At 69.5% G+C, this 17,741-nt stretch carries 13 protein-coding genes; 6 read left to right on the top strand and 7 right to left on the bottom strand.

Annotated features, from left to right (window positions below):
• Positions 1–4 precede the first annotated feature (4 nt).
• Positions 5–1,027 carry a glycosyltransferase family 2 protein gene (locus tag H8S61_RS02930; protein WP_160942361.1) on the top strand — a complete coding sequence of 341 codons (1,023 nt, stop codon included), beginning with the start codon at positions 5–7 and terminating at the stop codon, positions 1,025–1,027.
• Between the two features lie 71 nt (positions 1,028–1,098).
• On the opposite strand, the gene H8S61_RS02925 is transcribed toward H8S61_RS02930, so the two are convergent.
• Positions 1,099–2,826, bottom strand: a complete 1,728-nt coding sequence (locus H8S61_RS02925; RefSeq protein WP_186937894.1) for an OPT/YSL family transporter — start codon at positions 2,824–2,826, stop codon at positions 1,099–1,101.
• Between the two features lie 145 nt (positions 2,827–2,971).
• On the opposite strand from H8S61_RS02925, the gene H8S61_RS02920 reads away from it, so the two are divergent.
• The 3 genes from H8S61_RS02920 (at position 2,972) to cydC (ending at position 8,667) form a co-directional block, all read left to right on the top strand.
• Entirely contained in the window at positions 2,972–3,772 is an 801-nt protein-coding gene (locus tag H8S61_RS02920) for a type III pantothenate kinase (RefSeq protein WP_154332105.1), read from the top strand.
• Positions 3,773–4,728: 956 nt separating this feature from the next.
• On the top strand, positions 4,729–5,184 hold the full coding sequence (locus H8S61_RS02915; RefSeq protein WP_160942371.1) for a YbaN family protein: 456 nt from the start codon (positions 4,729–4,731) through the stop codon (positions 5,182–5,184).
• 3 nt (positions 5,185–5,187) lie between these two features.
• Positions 5,188–8,667, top strand: a complete 3,480-nt coding sequence (cydC, locus tag H8S61_RS02910; RefSeq protein ID WP_186937893.1) for a thiol reductant ABC exporter subunit CydC — start codon at positions 5,188–5,190, stop codon at positions 8,665–8,667.
• Here the strand turns inward: cydC and yfcE are convergent.
• From yfcE to H8S61_RS02890, 4 genes are all read right to left on the bottom strand, one after another.
• On the bottom strand, positions 8,664–9,197 hold the full coding sequence (yfcE, locus tag H8S61_RS02905; RefSeq protein ID WP_186937892.1) for a phosphodiesterase: 534 nt from the start codon (positions 9,195–9,197) through the stop codon (positions 8,664–8,666). The genes cydC and yfcE overlap by 4 nt on opposite strands.
• Positions 9,198–9,268: 71 nt before the next feature.
• Entirely contained in the window at positions 9,269–9,916 is a 648-nt protein-coding gene (locus H8S61_RS02900; protein WP_186937891.1) for a TorD/DmsD family molecular chaperone, read from the bottom strand.
• A 113-nt stretch (positions 9,917–10,029) separates the two neighbouring features.
• A complete protein-coding gene (locus H8S61_RS02895; RefSeq protein WP_186937890.1) occupies positions 10,030–10,569 on the bottom strand; it encodes a 4Fe-4S dicluster domain-containing protein in 540 nt (179 codons plus the stop codon).
• A 3-nt stretch (positions 10,570–10,572) separates the two neighbouring features.
• Entirely contained in the window at positions 10,573–12,978 is a 2,406-nt protein-coding gene (locus tag H8S61_RS02890) for a molybdopterin-containing oxidoreductase family protein (RefSeq protein WP_186937889.1), read from the bottom strand.
• A gap of 288 nt (positions 12,979–13,266) precedes the next feature.
• Here H8S61_RS02890 and H8S61_RS02885 point away from each other — a divergent pair, with 288 nt between their 5' ends.
• Complete coding sequence (locus tag H8S61_RS02885) at positions 13,267–14,727, top strand: helix-turn-helix transcriptional regulator (RefSeq protein ID WP_186937888.1); 1,461 nt, start codon at positions 13,267–13,269, stop codon at positions 14,725–14,727.
• On the opposite strand, the gene H8S61_RS02880 is transcribed toward H8S61_RS02885, so the two are convergent.
• The gene (locus tag H8S61_RS02880) at positions 14,706–15,932 is read right to left on the bottom strand and encodes a deoxyguanosinetriphosphate triphosphohydrolase family protein (protein WP_186937887.1); all 1,227 of its coding nucleotides are present in this window, start codon (positions 15,930–15,932) and stop codon (positions 14,706–14,708) included. The two genes, H8S61_RS02885 and H8S61_RS02880, sit on opposite strands and share 22 nt — an antisense overlap.
• 232 nt (positions 15,933–16,164) lie before the next feature.
• A complete protein-coding gene (locus tag H8S61_RS02875; RefSeq protein WP_186937886.1) occupies positions 16,165–17,334 on the bottom strand; it encodes a baeRF8 domain-containing protein in 1,170 nt (389 codons plus the stop codon).
• Positions 17,335–17,545: 211 nt separating this feature from the next.
• Between H8S61_RS02875 and H8S61_RS02870 the strand changes: the two genes are divergently transcribed.
• Positions 17,546–17,737 (top strand): hypothetical protein, encoded by a 192-nt coding sequence (locus H8S61_RS02870; protein ID WP_160942380.1) that lies wholly within the window; start codon positions 17,546–17,548, stop codon positions 17,735–17,737.
• The last annotated feature ends 4 nt before the right edge of the window (positions 17,738–17,741 follow it).

The raw sequence follows: 17,741 nt of genomic DNA, 5'->3' as shown, positions 1-17,741 counted from the left end.
CGCCATGAAGACCATCTCTTTCGCCGTGCCGTGCTACAACTCGGCCGCCTACATGGACGCCTGCATCGAGTCCATCCTGAAGTGCGGGGACGATATCGAGATCATCATCGTCGACGACGGCTCCACGAAGGACGACACGGCCGCCAAGGCCGACGCCTGGCAGGAGCGCCACCCCGACCTCATCCGCGCCATCCACAAGGAGAACGGCGGCCACGGCTCGGCGGTGAACACGGGCCTGAGCCATGCGACGGGACGCTACTTCAAGGTGGTCGACTCCGACGACTGGCTCGACGAGCACGCCATGTCCGAGATCATGGCGTACCTGCGCCGCCAGGCCGAGCTGCCGAACCCCACCGATCTCGTCATCGGCAACTACGTGTACGAGAAGGTGCACGAGGGCGCGCGCACGGTCATGCACTACCGCAACGTGTTCCCCGAGGGCCGCGAGTTCGGCTGGGCCGACGTGGGGCACTTCGGGCAGAGCCAGTACCTGCTCATGCACTCGGTGATCTACCGCACCGAGCTGCTGCGCGACATGGGCCTCGAGCTGCCGGAGCACTGCTTCTACGTGGACAACATCTTCGTGTACGTGCCCCTGCCGCACGTGAAGACCATCTACTACCGCGACGTGGACATGTACCGCTACTTCATCGGCCGCGAGGACCAGAGCGTGAACGAGAGCGTGATGATGGGCCGCATCGACCAGCAGCTGCGCGTGACGCGCCAGATGATCGACGCGGTGAAGCTGCCCGACGACGTGCCCGAGCGGCGTCTCGAGCGCTACATGGAGAACTACCTGTCCATGATGATGTGCATCTGCTCCATCTTCCTGCGCATGATCGATTCCGACGAGGCCGAGGACAAGCGCGAGGCCATCTGGGCGTACCTCAAGGAGCACAACCCCGACGCCTACCGCCCCATCCGGCGCAGCACGCTCAACATGGGCACGAACCTGCCCACGTCGTTCGGCCGCCGCATCGGCATCACCGGCTACCGCGTGGCCCAGAAGATCTTCAAGTTCAACTAACGGAAGCGCCGCCGGGAATCCGGCGGCGCTTCTCGGTTCGGCCTTCTTCCGACGCGGGCGCCGGAGAGCGCCTACGCCCCCAGCCCCGTCGCCACGGCGGCGAGGGCCACGAGGACGCCGACGATGGACTCGCCGCCCAGCAGGCCGGACGACACGACGAGACCCGTCTCGCCCTGCGCCTTCTCCTTTTCGGCGGCCTCTTCGGGCGCGAGCTTCGCGCGGCGCCGCTTGCAGACGAAGTCGTACGCCATCTTCGCCATCGCGCCGAGAAACGCGGTGAACGACATGTAGAAGGGCAGGTAGATGCCCAGGCCCAGCATCATGGTGGGGAAGTTCAGCAGGTAGAGGCCGAAGCCGACCGCCAGCCCCAGGGCGAACGCCGGGACGGACGGGATGCCGGCCACCATCGTGGCCACAACGGACGCCTGCGCCGACACGAACGAGGCGGTGGGGCCGAACGACTCGGGGCCGTAGGCGCTCACGAGCACGGCCATTACGGCCACGGCCACCACCGCGCCGATGACGGCGCCGATGGCCTGGCCGATCCACTGGGCCTTCGGCGAGGTGCCCAGCACGTGCCCGGCGTGGAAGTCGTTCATCACGTCGCCGGCCAGCCCGCACGCCACGGCCACGATGCCCGCGACGAAGAACAGCTGCACCTGCGGCACGTTGGACACGGCGGCCACGGCCAGCAGCACGATGAGGCCGAAGATCTCCATAGGGTCGACGCCCGTCTGGCCGACGCTCTGCGCGCTCATGGCCGTGGCCACCCAGGCGAGCGCCACCACGATGAGGGCGGGCACGGGGCCCAGCTGCAGCCCGAAGCAGATGACGAGCGCCACGGCCGCCACGGCGAACGCGACGATGCCGGCGGACAGGCGCAAGCGGGCGCGCTTGGCGCCCTTGCCCTCGGGGGCGGCGGGCGCGGCTCCGTCGGCGTCGGCTGCGGCGACGCCGAGCGTCACCGCGCCGCGCGTGTCCTTGAGCATGCGGAAGGCCTTGGGCAGGATGTTCTTGAAGATGACGCCGAGGCCCGCGCCCATCATGACGCCCATGCCGAGGCTCGACACGATGCCCTGGCCGCTTGCCACGTCCCAGAGCCCGGCGGCCGAGCCGCCCACGATGATGCCGAAGTTGCCGATGAGCGCGCCGGCGAACCACACGACGACGGCGCCGGTTCCCACGAGGAAGCCCACGGCCAGCAGCATGGGGGAGTTGTAGATGCCGAACGCCACGCCGGGGATGGCGACGTTGCCGAACAGCATGGCGGGGATCATGCCCAGCCCGTCGCGCAGCGCCGTGTAGATGCCGGCGACGCCCATCGACCCGAACAGCTTCCAGCCGGTCTTGCCGCCCTTGTCGCCCGCGATGAGCGTCTGCGCGGCCGCTTCGCCGATGGGGTACTCCAGCTCGGCGTCCTCGATGAAGTGGCGGCGCAGCAGCACGGTGCAGACGAGCCCGAGCACGACGCCCGAAAGCGCCACGAGCAGCATCTCGTAGACGCCCACCTCGTCGGCGAAGCCGAGCATCCAGATGCCGGGGATGGTGAAGGCCAGACCGCCCGCCACCATGGCGCCCGCGCTCATCACGGTGTGCGTGACGTTCGCCTCGTTGAGGCTGGCCTTGCCATGCCCGAGCGCTTTGAGGAAGAACAGCGAGATGATGGCCGCGAACACGATGGGCCAGGGAAGCGCCCCCATCTTGAGGGCCGTGTACACCGATGCCGCGGTGATGATGGTGCAACCGACGCAGCCTATGAGGATGCCGCGCAGCGTCAGCTGCCCTTTGACAGAATCCATTCTCTTCTCCTTTTCGTATATCCGCTTCCCCTCTCGATCGGGAAGTCGGGTTACTGAACGGACGGGTACAGTATACTGTACGGAAACGACGGGCGACATCGCTAAAATCGCATGATTGTGGGAGAACGCGGGAAGGCAGGCGGATATGGGCAACGGGCAGGGTGCGGCGCGCACGGTGCTGTGCGTGGACGTGGGGAACTCGGACACGAACCTGGGGCTCTTCGTCGACGGCGAGCTCGATGCGACCTGGACGGTGACCACGACGGAGCGCATGACGGCCGACGAGGCGCGCATGCGGATGGCCGGGCTCTTCGACATGCGGGCGCGCGACGGCAAGGACGCGGCCTGCGACGACGCGGTGATCGCCTCGGTGGTGCCCGGCCTGACGGACGCCTGGGTGACGGCGACGCGCGCGCTGTGCGGCCGACGCCCCCTCGTGGTGGGGCCGGGCGTGAAGACGGGCGTGAGGATGCGCTACAACGACCCCGGCGAGCTGGGCGCCGACCGCGTGGCCGATCTCGTGGCCGCGCGCGCGGCCTACGAGCCGCCGTTCGTCGTGGTGGACCTCGGCACGACGACGAACTTCGAGGTGGTGGACGAGGACGGGGCGTTCGTGGGCGGCATCATCGCGCCCGGCGTGAAGCTGTCGGCGAAAGCGCTGGCCGACGCCGCCGCGCAGCTGGCCATGGTCGATCTCAAGGCCCCCGCCTCGGTGGTGGGAAAGAACACGCGCGAGGCCATGCAGGCCGGCGTTGTGATGGGGGAGGTCGCGCTCATCGACGGCCTCGTCGACATGGTGCAGCGCGAGCTGGGCTACGACGTGGACGTCATCGCCACGGGCTCGGACGCCGCCGCCATCGCCGCGCTCTCGCAGCGCATCGCCCGCACCGACGAGCACCTCACCCTCCGCGGCCTCAGCATGCTGCACGCGCTGAACAGGAAGTAAAGGCGCCCCGTCCGAGCACGCCGCTCGCGGCCGTGCGTGCCGTTCGCCTTCCGTGCTCGCTCTTTCTGAGTTGCGAACAAATGTTTCACGTGAAACATCTTGATCGGGCGGGTTGCGATTCCGAGGGCTGCCTGTCGGGTGCGGTTTTTACCGAAATGTGACGCAAGCGGGCTCTCCGGGCTCCCCTGCTTTTTCGATCGCGGACGTTTCCCCTGGTCGTCGTGCGCCGCGCGGCCTCGAACGCGTCTTGGATGCCGCCGAACTGCAACATCTCGGTGAAAACTGCACGGATCCGCGGCGGGAGGGGCGCATTGGCGCGCAATGCCCGACGAGCCGCATCCGCTCCTCGCGCTCTGCCCCGCAAGAAATCACCCGACTCGGATGTTTTCGGTCGGGCCGCAAGCGCGCCGGGAAACCCTTTCTCGCATCATGCCTGTTCGAGGCAGCGTTCCCGAGACGGCCGAATCCGGCGGTTTCTCGCCTGTTCGGCGGTGGGAGGATGCCTGGGGCGTCCGCGAGGCGTCGCGCCCGTCGGGGCGGGGCTGCGCCAAAGAGGGGCAAGAACAAATGTTTCACGTGAAACATCTTGATCGGGCGGGGTGGGGTCGGCGGTGCGCGGCTCGGAGTGCGGACGCGGCGGGTGGGCCTCCGGCGCGGCGGGTGCGCGGACGCAGTGGGCAGGCCCGTTGCGCGGCGGACGCGGCTGGCGGCCCCCCCCCTCTCTCTCCGTGTGTGTGTCTGCGGCGGACGCGCGGGCGGCTCCTCCTGCGCGGAGGACGGGCCGGCTCATGCGGCGGGCGAGGGGTCGGGCCCGCGCGCTTCCGCCGGATGCGTGGCGATGCGATGGAAAATTAGCCGTGGTTTACAAATTCGGCTGAATCGCGTACAATTCCCATTTTGTTAGATTGAGCAAACTAATCGTCGGCGCACGCGCCGGCGCGGGGAAGGACGCACGTATGACGAACAAGAAGGACGAGCGCGCCGGCGGCGGCCTCCGCGCGCTGTGGGCGGTCGGGGGCTTCGTGTGCTTCGGGCTGGGCGCGCTGGGGGCCGTGCTGCCCATCCTGCCGACGGTGCCGTTTCTGCTGGGCGCGGCGTTCTGCTTCGCGCGCAGCTCGGCGCGCCTCGATGCGTGGTTCCACGGGACGAAGCTGTACCGCAACGTGCTCGAGGGCTTCACGAAGAAGCGCGCCATGACCGTGAAGGCGAAGCTGTTGCTGCTGGGCCCCATCACGCTCGTGCTGGGCGTCTCGTTTCTGCTGATGGCGAACGTGCCGGTGGGGCGCGCCGTCGTGGCGGCCGTGTGGGTGGCGCATATCGTGTACTTCGGCTTCGTGGTGAAGACCGATCGCGGGGCCGCGACCGCGGCCGAGCTCGTTTCCGAGCGCGCTCCCGAGCGAACGGAGGGCTAGGGCATGTTCAGCAAACGGCTGGCGGAGATGGTGCCCGCGGCGCGCAAGTACGTGGTGGCCAGCGTGGCGCTGCAGTGGGTCGCGCTCGTGGCGAACGTCGCCCTCATGCTGCTCATCGGCCTGTTCGTGCAGACGCTCATCGAGGGCGGGGACGTCGCGGCGTCGCAGGCGAGCCTCGTGCAGGCCGCCGTGGCGGCCATCGTCGTGCGCGTGGGGTGCCTCACGCTCGCGCAGCGCATGGGCCAGGCGGCCGCCGCCGCCGCGAAACGCACCGTGCGCAAGCAGGTGTACGACAAGCTCGTGCGCCTCGGGCCGTCGTACTCCGAGCGCGTGGCCACGAGCGAGGCCGTGCAGGTGAGCGTCGAGGGCACCGAGCAGCTCGAGAGCTACTTCGGCTCGTACATGCCCCAGCTGTTCTACTCGGTCGTGGCGCCGGTCACGCTGTTCGCCTGCCTCGCGCCGCTGTGCCTGCCGGCCGCCGTCGCGCTTCTGGCCTGCGTGCCGCTCATCCCCGCGTCCATCGTGGCCGTGCAGAAGATCGCGAAGCGCGCGATGGGCACGTACTGGGGCGCCTACACCGACCTGGGCGCCACGTTCCTCGAGAACCTGCAGGGCCTCACCACGCTCAAGATATACCGCGCCGACGCGGAGCGCCACGAGGCGATGAACCGCGACGCCGAGACGTTCCGCCAGGCCACGATGCGCCTGCTGCGCATGCAGCTGAACTCCGTGACGGTGATGGACGTGTTCGCCTACGGCGGCGCGGCGGTGGGCATCATCATGGCGCTGTGGCAGTTCTCGCTCGGGCAGGTGCCGTTCTTCGCGGCGTTCGCCGTCGTGTTCCTGGCGTCCGAGTTCTTCATCCCGCTGCGCACGCTGGGCTCGTTCTTCCATACGGCCATGAACGGCATGGCCGCGGCCGACAAGATGTTCGCCATCCTCGACACGCCCGAGCCCGAGCGCGGGTCGCGCGTCATCGAGCCCGACCGCGCGTCCTTCGCGTGCCGGGGCGTGGGCTATTCCTACGACGGCGAGCGCACCGTGCTGGAAGCCGTGGACTTCAACGCGCCCGCCGGGTCGTTCACGGGCATCGTGGGCGAGAGCGGCTCGGGCAAGTCGACGCTGGCCGGCATCCTGTCCGGGCGCAACGCCGGGTTCACGGGTTCGGTGGAGGTGGGCGGCGTGCCGCTCGCGCAGGCGTCGCGCGCCGCGCTGGCCAGCACCGTCACGGTCGTGCCGTTCTCGAGCTACCTGTTCAAGGGCACCGTGCGCTCGAACCTGCTGCTGGCCGACCCGCAGGCGAGCGACGACGAGCTGTGGGACGCGCTTTCGCGCTGCCGCGTGGACGGGTTCGTGCGCTCGGCCGGCGGCCTCGACGCCGCCATTGCCGAGGAGGGCGGGAACCTCTCGGGCGGCCAACGGCAGCGCCTCGCGCTGGCCCGCGCGCTTCTGCACGACACGCCGGTGTACGTGTTCGACGAGGCCACGTCGAACGTCGACGCGGAGAGCGAGCACGCCATCATCGAGGTCGTCCACGAGCTGGCGCGCACCAAGACCGTCATCATGATCTCGCACCGCCTGGCCGCCGTGGCCGACGCCGACCGCATCTACGTGCTGGAGGACGGCCGCGTCGCCGAGGCGGGCCCCCACGACGAGCTGCTGGCGCAGGACGGCGCCTACGCGCGGCTGTGGAACCAGCAGGCCGCGCTCGAGCGGTTCTCGAGCGCCGCCCGGATGGGCGAGCCCGAGGACGAGCTTGCCGACGCCTTCGACGATGCGCCCGACCGGCGCCCCGAAGCCGCGCCCGCGCGCGGCGCCGCGCCGGCGAGCAGGTCGCACCTGTTGGTCATGCTGCAGCTCGTCAAGCTGGTGCGCCCCCTGCTGCCCTGGATGCTGCTGGCCGTCGCGCTGGGCGTGCTCGGATTTGCGGCCGCCATCTTCCTCACCGTGTTCGGCACGTACGCGCTCGTCGACCTCGCCGGGTTCCCGCAGGCCGTGAGCTACGGCGCGGCCGTGGTGCTCGTGGCCGTCTGCGGCGTCGCGCGCGGGCCCCTGCGCTACGGCGAGCAGTTGTGCAACCACTACCTGGCCTTCAAGCTGCTGGCGCTCGTACGCGACCGCGTGTACGCCGCGCTGCGCCGGCTCGCGCCCGCGAAGCTCGAGGGGCGCGACAAGGGCGATCTCGTCTCCCTCGTCACGAGCGACATCGAGCTTCTGGAGGTGTTCTACGCGCACACGCTGTCGCCGGCGATCATCGCGCTCGTGGTGTCGCTGGGCATGGGGGCGTTCATCGCCGCGGTGTCGCCCGTGCTGGGCGCGCTGGCGCTGGCGTCCTACGTGCTCGTGGGCGTCGTGGTGCCCGTCGTGGCCTCGAAGGCCAGCGGCTCGGGCGGCCGCGCGCTGCGCGAGGGCATCGGCGACATGAACGCGTTCGTGCTGGACAGCCTGCGCGGCCTGCGCGAGACGCTGCAGTTCGGCCGCGCCGCCGACCGCTCCCGCGAGCTCGACGAGCGCATGGGCGCGCTCGCGCGGGTGGAGGAGCGCCTCAAGGGCCGCGGCGCGCTGGCGATGTCGCTGACGAACGGGTTGGTGCTGGCGCTCGACGTGGCCATGGTGCTGGCGTCCGGAGCGCTGTGCGTGTCCGGCGCCATCGGGCCGGACGCCGCGCTCGTGGCGACGGCCGCCCTCATGTCGTCGTTCGGCCCGGTGATCGCCGTGGCGAACCTGGGCTCCACCCTGCAGCAGACGCTGGCTTCGGGCGCGCGCGTGCTCGAGCTCATCGAGGAGCGCCCGCAGACCGAGGAGGTCGACGACGGCGTGGACCTGGAGGCGTTTTCGGGCGCCGCGGTGCGCCGCGTGGACTTCTCCTACGGCGATCGCCCCGTGCTCGACGGCGTGAGCCTGCGCATCGAGCCGGGCAGCGTGGTGCACCTGGCCGGGCGCAGCGGGTCGGGCAAGTCCACGCTGTGCAAGCTGCTCATGCGGTTCTGGGACGCCACGCGCGGCGTGGTGGAGGTGTCGGGCACCGACGTGCGCCGCGTGAACACGGCCAGCCTGCGCGACACGGAGGGCTACATGACGCAGGAGACGCACCTGTTCGCGGGCACCATCGGCGAGAACATTCTCATCGCGAAGCCGGACGCCTCGCCCGAGGAGCTGGCCGAGGCGTGCCGCAAGGCGGCGCTGAGCACGCTGGTGGAGCGCCTGCCCCAGGGACTCGACACGCCGGTGGGCGAGCTGGGCGAGACGCTGTCGGGCGGCGAGCGCCAGCGCATCGGCCTCGCGCGCGTGTTTTTGCACGACGCGCCGTTCGTGCTGCTGGACGAGCCCACCTCGAACCTCGACAGCCTGAACGAGGCCGCCGTGCTGAGCGCGCTGGCCGAGGGCCGCGAGGGAAAGACCATCGTGCTGGTGAGCCACCGGGCCTCCACCGCCGCGATCGCGGACACGACGTACACGGTGGACCGAGGACGCCTGAGCTAACGAAGCGCTGCCGTTCCCAGCACGGTCCCGTCGAGGTCCTTCAGCGTGAACGTGCCGTGCTCGTACACGGCGTAGCTGGCGCTGCCGTCCTTCGGGATGGAGGTGCTTCCCGGGTTCACGAACAGCACGCCGTCGCGCTCGTCGAGCGTCTTCACGTGGGTGTGGCCCGACAGGAGGGCGCTTCCGGGGCGCAGCTGGGGCGCGAGGTCGAGGTGGCCGTGGGTGAGGTAGAGCTCGTGGCCGTCGGCCTCGACGAGGGCGTAGTCGGCCATGCAGGGGAAGTCGAGCACCATCTGGTCCACTTCGGCATCGCAGTTGCCGCGCACGGCGACGATGCTCGCGGCCAGGCCGTTGAGCATCCCGATGACCTCCTTCGGGGCATAGCCCTCCGGCAGGTCGTTGCGCGGGCCGTGGTACAGGAGGTCGCCCAGCAGGACGACGCGGTCGGGCGCCTCGGCCTCGACGCGCGCGACGAGCGCGCGCACGGCCGGGGCGGCGCCGTGCAGGTCGGATGCGATGAGCAGCTTCACAGGCGCTCCTTTCGATCGGTCGTGACGATCGTGCCAGTGTAGCGCAAACGCCCCGGACGCGCGACCCGGCCCTACAGCTCGGCCAGCACCGCGCGGTCGGCCTCCACCTGCTCGCGCGCGAGCACGGCCAGGCCGCGGTAGAAGGTCGTGCGGGCGCGCTTCTTCGCGTCGTCGGCGAACGCGGGCACCCAAGCGCCCAGGTGCTCCTCGACGAAGGCGCGCTGGCACGTGACGAGACCGTCGACGGCCTCCCGGTCGCCGCGCTCGCAGGCGGCCGCCGTGCGCTCGGCCAGCTCGGCCGCGAACGCGCACTCGAGCGCCAGATGGTCCTCGGGCAGGTCGAAGTCGTCGGGCGCGTCGAGCCCCTGCGAGCGGTACGCGGCCAGCACCTCGTCGCGCGCGTCCTGCATGAGCAGCCCCTCGGGGCTCGTGTACACCGACTCGTACGGCGGCACGGGGTGCGGTCCCATTCCCAGGTACAGTCGGTTGTAGTCGGCGGCGAGGTCGATGCGCAGCGCCTCGTCGTCGGACGCGTCGGCGGACGCCAGCTCCGCGAAGAAGGGCGCGAGCGGGTCCTCGGCGGGCCGGTCCGCGGATGCGGCGCGCAGCGCGGCGACGAACGCCGCGTCGGGGGCCGTGCGGTAGGCGCGCGAGAGGAAGCGGTAGGCGAGCGCGCGGTCGCCCATGAGCTCGATGAGGTTGAGGTCGTCGGTTTCCATGGAGTGCTCCTCGGGGTCGGCGGTGAACGCGGTGCCGAAGGGCGCCGAAGCGCCCTTCGAGCGAGGGAGGGGAGGGGGCCGCGGGGAGGTGCGGCCCCCGGATGGTCGAAACGCTAGGACACGTACACGCTGGGGTTCGTCTCGCCCTCCATGCGCGCGCCGCCGCGTTCGGCGGCCTGCGTCTCCATCTCGGAGAGCGGGCCGAAGTGCAGGGCCTGCATGGGGCACGCCGCCACGCAGTGCGGGTTGCCCTCCTCGGTGCGCCCGATGGACAGGCAGGTGTCGCACTTGTCCATCTTGAGGCCGCCGCCCTCCACCTCGCGGTACTGCGGCACGTCGAACGGGCAGACCAGCGAGCAGGTCTTGCACCCGATGCACTTCTCGTCGTCCACCACCACGACGCCGTCCTCCTCGCGCTTGCTGATGGCGCCTTGCGGGCACTTCGCGAAGCACGCGGGCTCCTCGCAGTGCATGCACGACAGCGATTCGAAGGAGCGCTTCACGGTGGGGAACGTGCCGTCCACCGTCTCCTGCACGTTGCGCCGCGACACGGTGCCGGCCTCGATGCCGTGCCACTGCTTGCACGCTACCTGGCAGGCCCAGCATTTGATGCAGCGGCTCGTGTCAACGTAGAATCCGTACTGCTCAGCCATGATCTACCCCTCACTCTTCGAGATCTTCACGAGCGTCTGCTTGGCCATGGCCGAGGTGAACCCGTCGTAGTTCGCGATGTCGTCGTCGTACAGCACGTTGACCTCGCTGCCGCCGTCGAGGCTGCCGTAGCCGGGCAGGCCCAGCTCGTCGCAGGGTTCCCACCAGCCGCGCTTCGTCATGAGCACGTCGGGCGCGATGGCCTCGAAGTAGCGCGCCACCATCTTGATGGAGCCGTGGGGCGATTCCACCTTCATCCAGTCGCCGTCGGCGATGCCGTACTGCGCGCCCGTTGCCGGGTTGATCTTCACCCAGGGCTCGGGCTGCAGCTCGCGCAGGTAGGGCACGTCGTGGTAGTAGCTGTGGTTGCACAGGCGGTAGGCGTGCACGTCGGAGATGACGAGCGGGTACTCCGCGGCCACGTCGGGCGTGCCGACGATGCTCTCGGGCGCGCCCTTGTACACGGGCAGGCGCTCGATGGTGCCGGTGTCCGTGGCGTTGGGCTTGTCGCCGATCCACTCGTTGACGCACTGCACCTTGCCGCCGGGCAGGTTCGCGAACATCTTCTCGTAGTCCTGGTACGCGGGCTCGGTGGGCTTGGCGCCGTCGGTGCGCTCCTTGAACACGTAGCCCTTCTCGCGCAGCTCCTCGAGCGTCACGCCCGAGCCGTCCAGCTGCTCGTTCAGCATCTTGTCGATGTCGCCGTCCCAGAAGTCCGCGCCGTAGCCCATCTTCACGGCCAGGTCGAGGTAGTACTGCCAGTCGGAGCGCGTCTCTCCCGGAGGCTCGGAGATCACCTGGTTGATGCCGATGAACGTGCCGGCGGGGGAGTTCTTCGTGGCGAACTGGTCGGCCGACTCGTACTGCGTGGTGGCCGGCAGCACGATGTCGGCGTAGTCGCACGACGAGTTCCACGCCGTGTCCATGACCACGTAGTAGTCGAGCTTCTTGAGCGCCTCGGCGATGGTCTTGGGCTGGCGGGTGGCCGACATCGGGTTCGAGGACTGGCCGAACACGAAGCGCAGCGGGTAGGGGTCCTCGGTCAGGATGGACTGCAGGCCCTTGTTGTAGGCGCTCGTCGGGCCGGATTCCTGGGTCACCATGTCCTGGAACCAGCGCGGCGTCTCGGGCGCCACGAGCTTGGACACGCCGGCCATCCAGCCGTTCGCCTTGTCCTCGTCGCTTTCCGGCAGGCGGTCGGTCAGCAGGTCGATGCCCTTCGTCTTGATGAGGGGCTCCGGCATGACCATGCCGGCCCCGCCGCCGCCCGCGATGCCGAGGTTGCCGGTGATGGCCTCGATGAGGCAGGCGCACGCCACGGTCCAGTGGCCGTCGTTGGCCTGGTCGCCGATGCCGTTGCCGCAGTTGATGCCCATGGGCTTCACGGTGCCCATGAGGCGGGCGACCTCCGTGATCTGCTCCTCGGGCAGCCCGGTGATCTCCGCGGCCCACGCGGGCGTGAACTGCGTGACGTGTTCGGCCAGCTCGTCGAAGCCGGTCGTCCAGTTCTCGACGAAGTCGTGGTCGTACAGGTCCTCGCCGATGATGACGTTGAGGAACGCGAGCGCGAGCGCCGTGTCGGTGCCGGGGCGCACGGGCAGCCAGTAATCGGCGTGCGCGCCGAGGCCCTCCTGCATCGGGCGGATGTCGACGATCTGCATGCCGCCTTCCTTGGCGTTCATGCGCGCGTTCGGGTTGCCCTGGTTCACGGCTGAGTTCTCGGAGTTGAAGCCCCATACCACCAAGAGCTTCGTCTTGCCCAGCTGGCCGGGCGCCGTGTCGGTGGCCTTCGCGTGCTCGGGGCCGCCGATAGTCACGAGGCGCGAGAACATGCGCTGCGAGTTGCAGATGGCGGAGTGCAGGTAGTTCGGCGAGCCGTGCACGTTGAGGAAGCGGCGCCCGAGGCTGCCGAGCACGGCGTAGAACTGCGGGCTGAGCACCGCGTAGGACTCGGCTCCGTACTGCTCCTTCTGCTCCTTGAGCTTGGCGGCGATGGTGTCGAGCGCCTCGTCCCACGTGATCTGCTCGAACTTGCCCTCGCCCTTCTCGCCGGTGCGCTTCATGGGGTACAGCAGGCGCGTGGGCGAGTACACCGTGTGCATGGCGGCGTTGCCCTTGGCGCACAGCGTGCGCGAGCCGCGGCCGTAGTTGTTGCCGGCCTCGGGGTTGCCCTCGACGTTCGTCCAGCGGCCGTCGCGCACGGTGCACAGGGTGGAGCAGTGCGTGCGGGCGGGCCCGCACATCTTGCACCAGGCGTGCTTGACCTCGACGACGGCGTCCGCGCCGCCCGCGCCGGCAGCGTCCGCGCCGTCGGTCTCCTTCATCTCCTGCGGGGCGCATCCGCCCAGCATGGCCGCTGCGCCGAGCGCGGCGGCGCCCTTGAAGAACGTTCTCCTCGTCAGTTCTGACATGATCCCTCCTCTTGGATCGGTTCCCCCTTGCATCCTGCGCCCGTCGGCCCGTGCGATGCGTCCCCCTCCTCCGTGCACGCATCCGACGTTTCCCCGCGCGTCGTGCCAGGATCGCTTATGCGATGGGTTCACTTTAGGCAGGCGGCCGGCCGTTTGGAATCGTAGGTTTCATAGCGGGAGAAAATCGTTTTCCCACCTGGGTGAACATAGGTTTTATATGAGGTTGGTTTGCGGTACAATAGCCGCTTACGTGGCAGCCGCGCGCGCGGCACGGGGGAGAGGAACGCCATGGAGACGGGGATCGTGGAGCGTATGGCGGCGGTCAAGGCCCACCTGAAGGCCGTGACGCTGGCCGACGTGTTCGACGTGCGGGCGCTGGGCTTCGCGCTGACGCTCGCTTGGGCGTCCATCGTGTTCTTCAGCACCACCGTGCACTTCTCGACGCGCAACGACGTGAGCCATTTCAACAGCGTCGTGGGCTTCTCGAGCGTGGGCATGCTGGCCGTGCTGCTGCTGGGTGCGCTCGGGCCGAAGCGCTTCGCCCGCGTCATGCGGGTGCCCGCGATGCGCGCGCTCGCGCCGGCGGTCATGGCGGTGTCCACCGTCGTGCTCGTGATCATCGACCTCAACTTCTTCACGCAGCCGTGGTGCTCCCTCTTCTCGACGGCGGCGGGGGCGGGGCTCGGCGTGCTGTACCTGGCCTGGGGCGAGGAGTTCCGCCGCCTCGCGCCGGCGCAGGCCGTGGTGAAGACGGCGTCGTCGTTTCTGCTGGCCGCCATCCTGTTCGCCCTCGTGGTGGCGCTGCCGCGCCCGGTGAGCGTCGCGGCGACGGTGCTGCTGCCCGTGGCGGTGGGCTTCGTCCTGTTCGCGAAGGTGGGCGTGTGGAAGGGCGACGACGAGGCCGCGCCCGCGACGCTGCGGCGCGGGGCCTTCTCGCTGCGCGCGCTGCTGTCGCTCGGCGTGCTGTCGTTCGCCGAGTCGTTCATCCGGGCGCTGTTCTTCAACGCGTCGCCCATCATCAGCGAGGGCAGCTACCCGTGGCTGTTCCTCGTGGCCACGATGGCGTCCATCGCGCTCGTGTGCGTGCCGCTGTTCTCGTCCGACGGCCTCGACGTGGCGGCCGCGTACCGCGCGGCGGTGCTCGCGCTCGGGTTCATGTTCCTGCTGCTGCCCATCCTCGACCTCGGCTCGATGGCCGCCGACATCGTGGCGCTCACGATGTACGCCACGGTGACGCTGCTCGTGTGGATCGTGCTCGTGCGTATCACGGGCCTGTACGGCCTCGTGGCGCTGTTCTCGATCGGCGTGGGCTGGGGCGCGCACGTGGCCGGCTCGCTGGCCGGCACGTTCGGCGGGGCCGTGCTGGGCTCGTTCATGGAGCTGGCGCCGCGCGTGCTGAGCATCGTCGAGCTCGGGTGCGTGTGCCTGCTGTTCCTGGCGTACCTGTTCCTGTTCACCGACGGCTCGATGACGAGCCTGCTGGGCATGCGCCCCGGCGGCGACGGCCGCCGGCCGTTCCGCGAGCGCTGCGAGCGCGTGGCGGCCGACTACGACCTCACGCCGCGCGAGCAGGAGATCATGGCCCTCGTGGCGAAGGGCCGCTCGACGCCGCGCATCCAGGACGCGCTCGGGCTGACAGCGGGCACGGTGAACACGCACCTCGCGCACCTGTACCGCAAGCTCGACGTGCACGACAAGCAGGAGCTCATCGACCTGCTCGAGCGGCCTCAGCCCAAGTCGGCGCAGTAGCCGCGCGCGATGATGCGGCGGTCGCTCTCCGGGAACAGGTGGGCGTACAGCGCCATGAAGTAGCTGTCGGTCATCGAGGCCATGTAGTCGACCACCACCTGGTTCGGCTCGGACGCGAGGTAGTCGTCGAGCTCCACCGTGCGCGACTTGGCCGCGAGCGAGGCCGCGTGGTGCTTGAACACCGGCGAGCTCTCGTCGCCCGCGCGCAGGTCGTCCAGCAGGCGGGCGTACAGCTCCTCGAACATCTCCCCGACGACGTTGCCCGCGCCGCTCACCGCGCCCTCGCGCTCGTAGATGAGCTCGTAGTTCTGGCGCTTGGCGCGCTTGAGGTCGGCGAACACCTCCTCGCTGAGCGCGATGCGGTCGGTGCCGTAGCTCGTGTTGACGAGGTCCACCGTGAGGTTGTTGATGATGCGGGCGTTGTCGCGGCCGATGACCGTGCTGTCGAAGACGTCGAGCGCGCCGATCACGCCCATGTCGAGCGCGTCGGCGCGGTCCTTGCCCACGTAGGCGATCATGTCGCTGACGCGCACGACGCAGCCTTCCAGCGTGGAGGGGCGCAGCGTCTTGATGGTGCGCTCGTCGGCGTTGCAGGCTTCCACGAGCCCGTCGAGCGCGGCGAAGTCGCGGGTGTCGCCCGTGCGCAGCACCTGCTGGGCGAACTCGCCGTTGTGGCACAGCACGCCGTCGAGGGTCTGCAGGCTGACGTTGCGGCGGTACAGCTGGTCGAGCACGCGCACCGAGTGCACGTTGTGGTTGAAGTAGCGCCCGGTGCGCGCGTGGTAGCACGCGCTGAGGTAGCGCTCGCCGGCGTGGCCGAAGGGCGTGTGCCCCACGTCGTGGCCGAGCGCGATGGCCTCGATGAGCTCGCAGTTCAGCCCCAGCAGGCTGCCGATGCCGCGCGCCACGCGGCTGACCAGCTGCACGTGCAGCCCGCGGCGGCAGATGTCGTCGTTCTCCACGAACGAGAACACCTGCGTCTTGTCGGCGTAGCGGTTGTACGCCGGCACGTTGAGTATCTTCTCGATGTCGCGCGCGAACGCGGGGCGCGTGAGCGTGGCGTCGTCGTGCGGGTTCCGCTCGCGGCGCACGACGTCCGCGTCGTCGAAGCGGCGGGGGTGCAGCCGGCCCGCGGCGCGGTCGGCGCGGATGGCCTCCTCGACGGCGGGGTCGAGCGTGAGGTAGGGGATGTTCGCGTTGTCCATATGCGTCCTCTGCTGTGCGGCGCGCCGCCCGGGCGGCGCGCATCGTATTGTTCGAGGACATTGTAACGCATAGAACAACACCGTACAAATGTTTCACGTGAAACATTCGGGACCGAGGGGCGATGCGGCGCTCCGTGCGCGGCCGACGCGGCGCGCTTCCGTCGGGCGCGCCGCGCCGCGGCGGAAGGTGGCGGAGGCCGGGCCGCCGGCCGCCCTCGCTCTCCGCCGCCTTCTAGTACCTATATAACGCGGCCATGCCGGAGTCGCCGGGGATCCGGGCGGGGTCGAGCTCGAACACCTCGGCGTCCTGGGCCAGCGCCGCGCGGGCGAAGTCGTCGGCCAGCTCGGGTCCTTGGAAGCGGCCGTGCGGCTCGCGCTCGAACAGGTAGACCTCGCCCGTCTCGTCGTTGAAACCGCCGGGGATGTAGGCGCCCTCGGCCACGAACAGCGCGCGCACCTTGCGCTCGACGAGCGCCAGCCCGATGGCCTCGAGGTCGGTCGAGCCGCCGCCGTGGGCCTCGGCGTCGCCGAGCTTCTCCAGCAGCTCGGCCGCGCGCGCCTCGCGCACGTGCTCGATGACGGCCTTGGCGCTGTCCAGCAGCTCGGGCGCCTCGATGCCGCCGATGTCCTTCTCGATGCCCTCGTTCAGCAGGTGGGGGACGGTGGAGATGCGGCGGAACATCGTTTGGTGCTCGGGCAGGCTCACGAGGATGACCGGCAGCTCGGTGCCCTGCACGAGGTGGTCGGTCACCGCCCGGTTCACGTACTGGAAGAACTTCTCGGCCTCTTCCTTCTTCACGTCGTTGCGCGACTTCCAGCCGTGGTAGGGCGGCAGGTGGTTCTCGAGCGACGCGTAGTCGAGCGCCCCTTCGTGCCCGTCGTAGACGAGGGGGAACTCCTCGCTGAACTCGTCGAGCACCTCCTGCGGCATCTCGACGCGGTCGAGCGAGCCGAAGTCGCCGTGGACGAACGCGAAGCGGTCGGCCGACAGCCCCAGCAGGAAGTAGTGCGATCCGAACTGGAAGTTCCTCAGCAGCGGGCGCACGTAGAACCGCTCGCCCACGAACGCGAGCGGCCCCACCTCGTAGCTCAGCTGGTAGACGTAGGTGCGGTCGTTGCCCACGAGCACGGCGAGGCTGCCGCCGGGCGCGGGGCTCGCGAGGTCGTCGAGGTGCGCGGCCACCTGGTCGAGGCGCTCGTCGACGCCCTTGTACTCGCGGCGCTCGCGCTCTTGGGCGAGCTTGCCCCGCGCCTGGTCCACCAGGTTCTTGAACTCGATGCGGTCCTGGTCGTCGCCGGGGACGCGCCCGTGCGTGGGCAGGTAGAGCGATACGAGGGGCGGCTCGACCTGCTCGTAGAGCGCAGAATCGAAGTCCGCCAAAATCGTGATGTCGTCGTTCATGGCAAACCTCTCTTGTCGATGATCGTGCGGTGCGCCGACCGGAAGCGGCCGGCCGATCCAGCATAGCAGCGGCCCCGGGCGCCGCCGATTCTGCTGCGGTTTTGTCAGGATTCGGTTGGCGTTCTGCTGATTACCCCGCGCGCCCCCGCCGCGCTGCCGCGCAGGCGAGCTTGCGCTATACTGGACGGCGACGAACACGGAAAGGGAGCGCATGCAAAACAGGCAGTGGATATTCGCGGCGATCGGCGTGCTGAGCTTCGTCCTCATGACGGGCAGCCTCGTGCTCACGTACATGAACGCGGGCGAGGAGGGCGTCGGGCTGGCCGAGCTGGGCCCGTCGCTGGCGCTCGCCTTCGTGTTCCTCGTGAACGTCGTGCTGGCAAAGCAGAACAGGCGAAGGTAGGGGC

Source organism: Eggerthella hominis (assembly GCF_014287365.1).
Taxonomy (GTDB): Bacteria; Actinomycetota; Coriobacteriia; order Coriobacteriales; family Eggerthellaceae; genus Eggerthella; species Eggerthella guodeyinii.
This window is presented reverse-complemented; position numbering and strand designations above follow the sequence as displayed.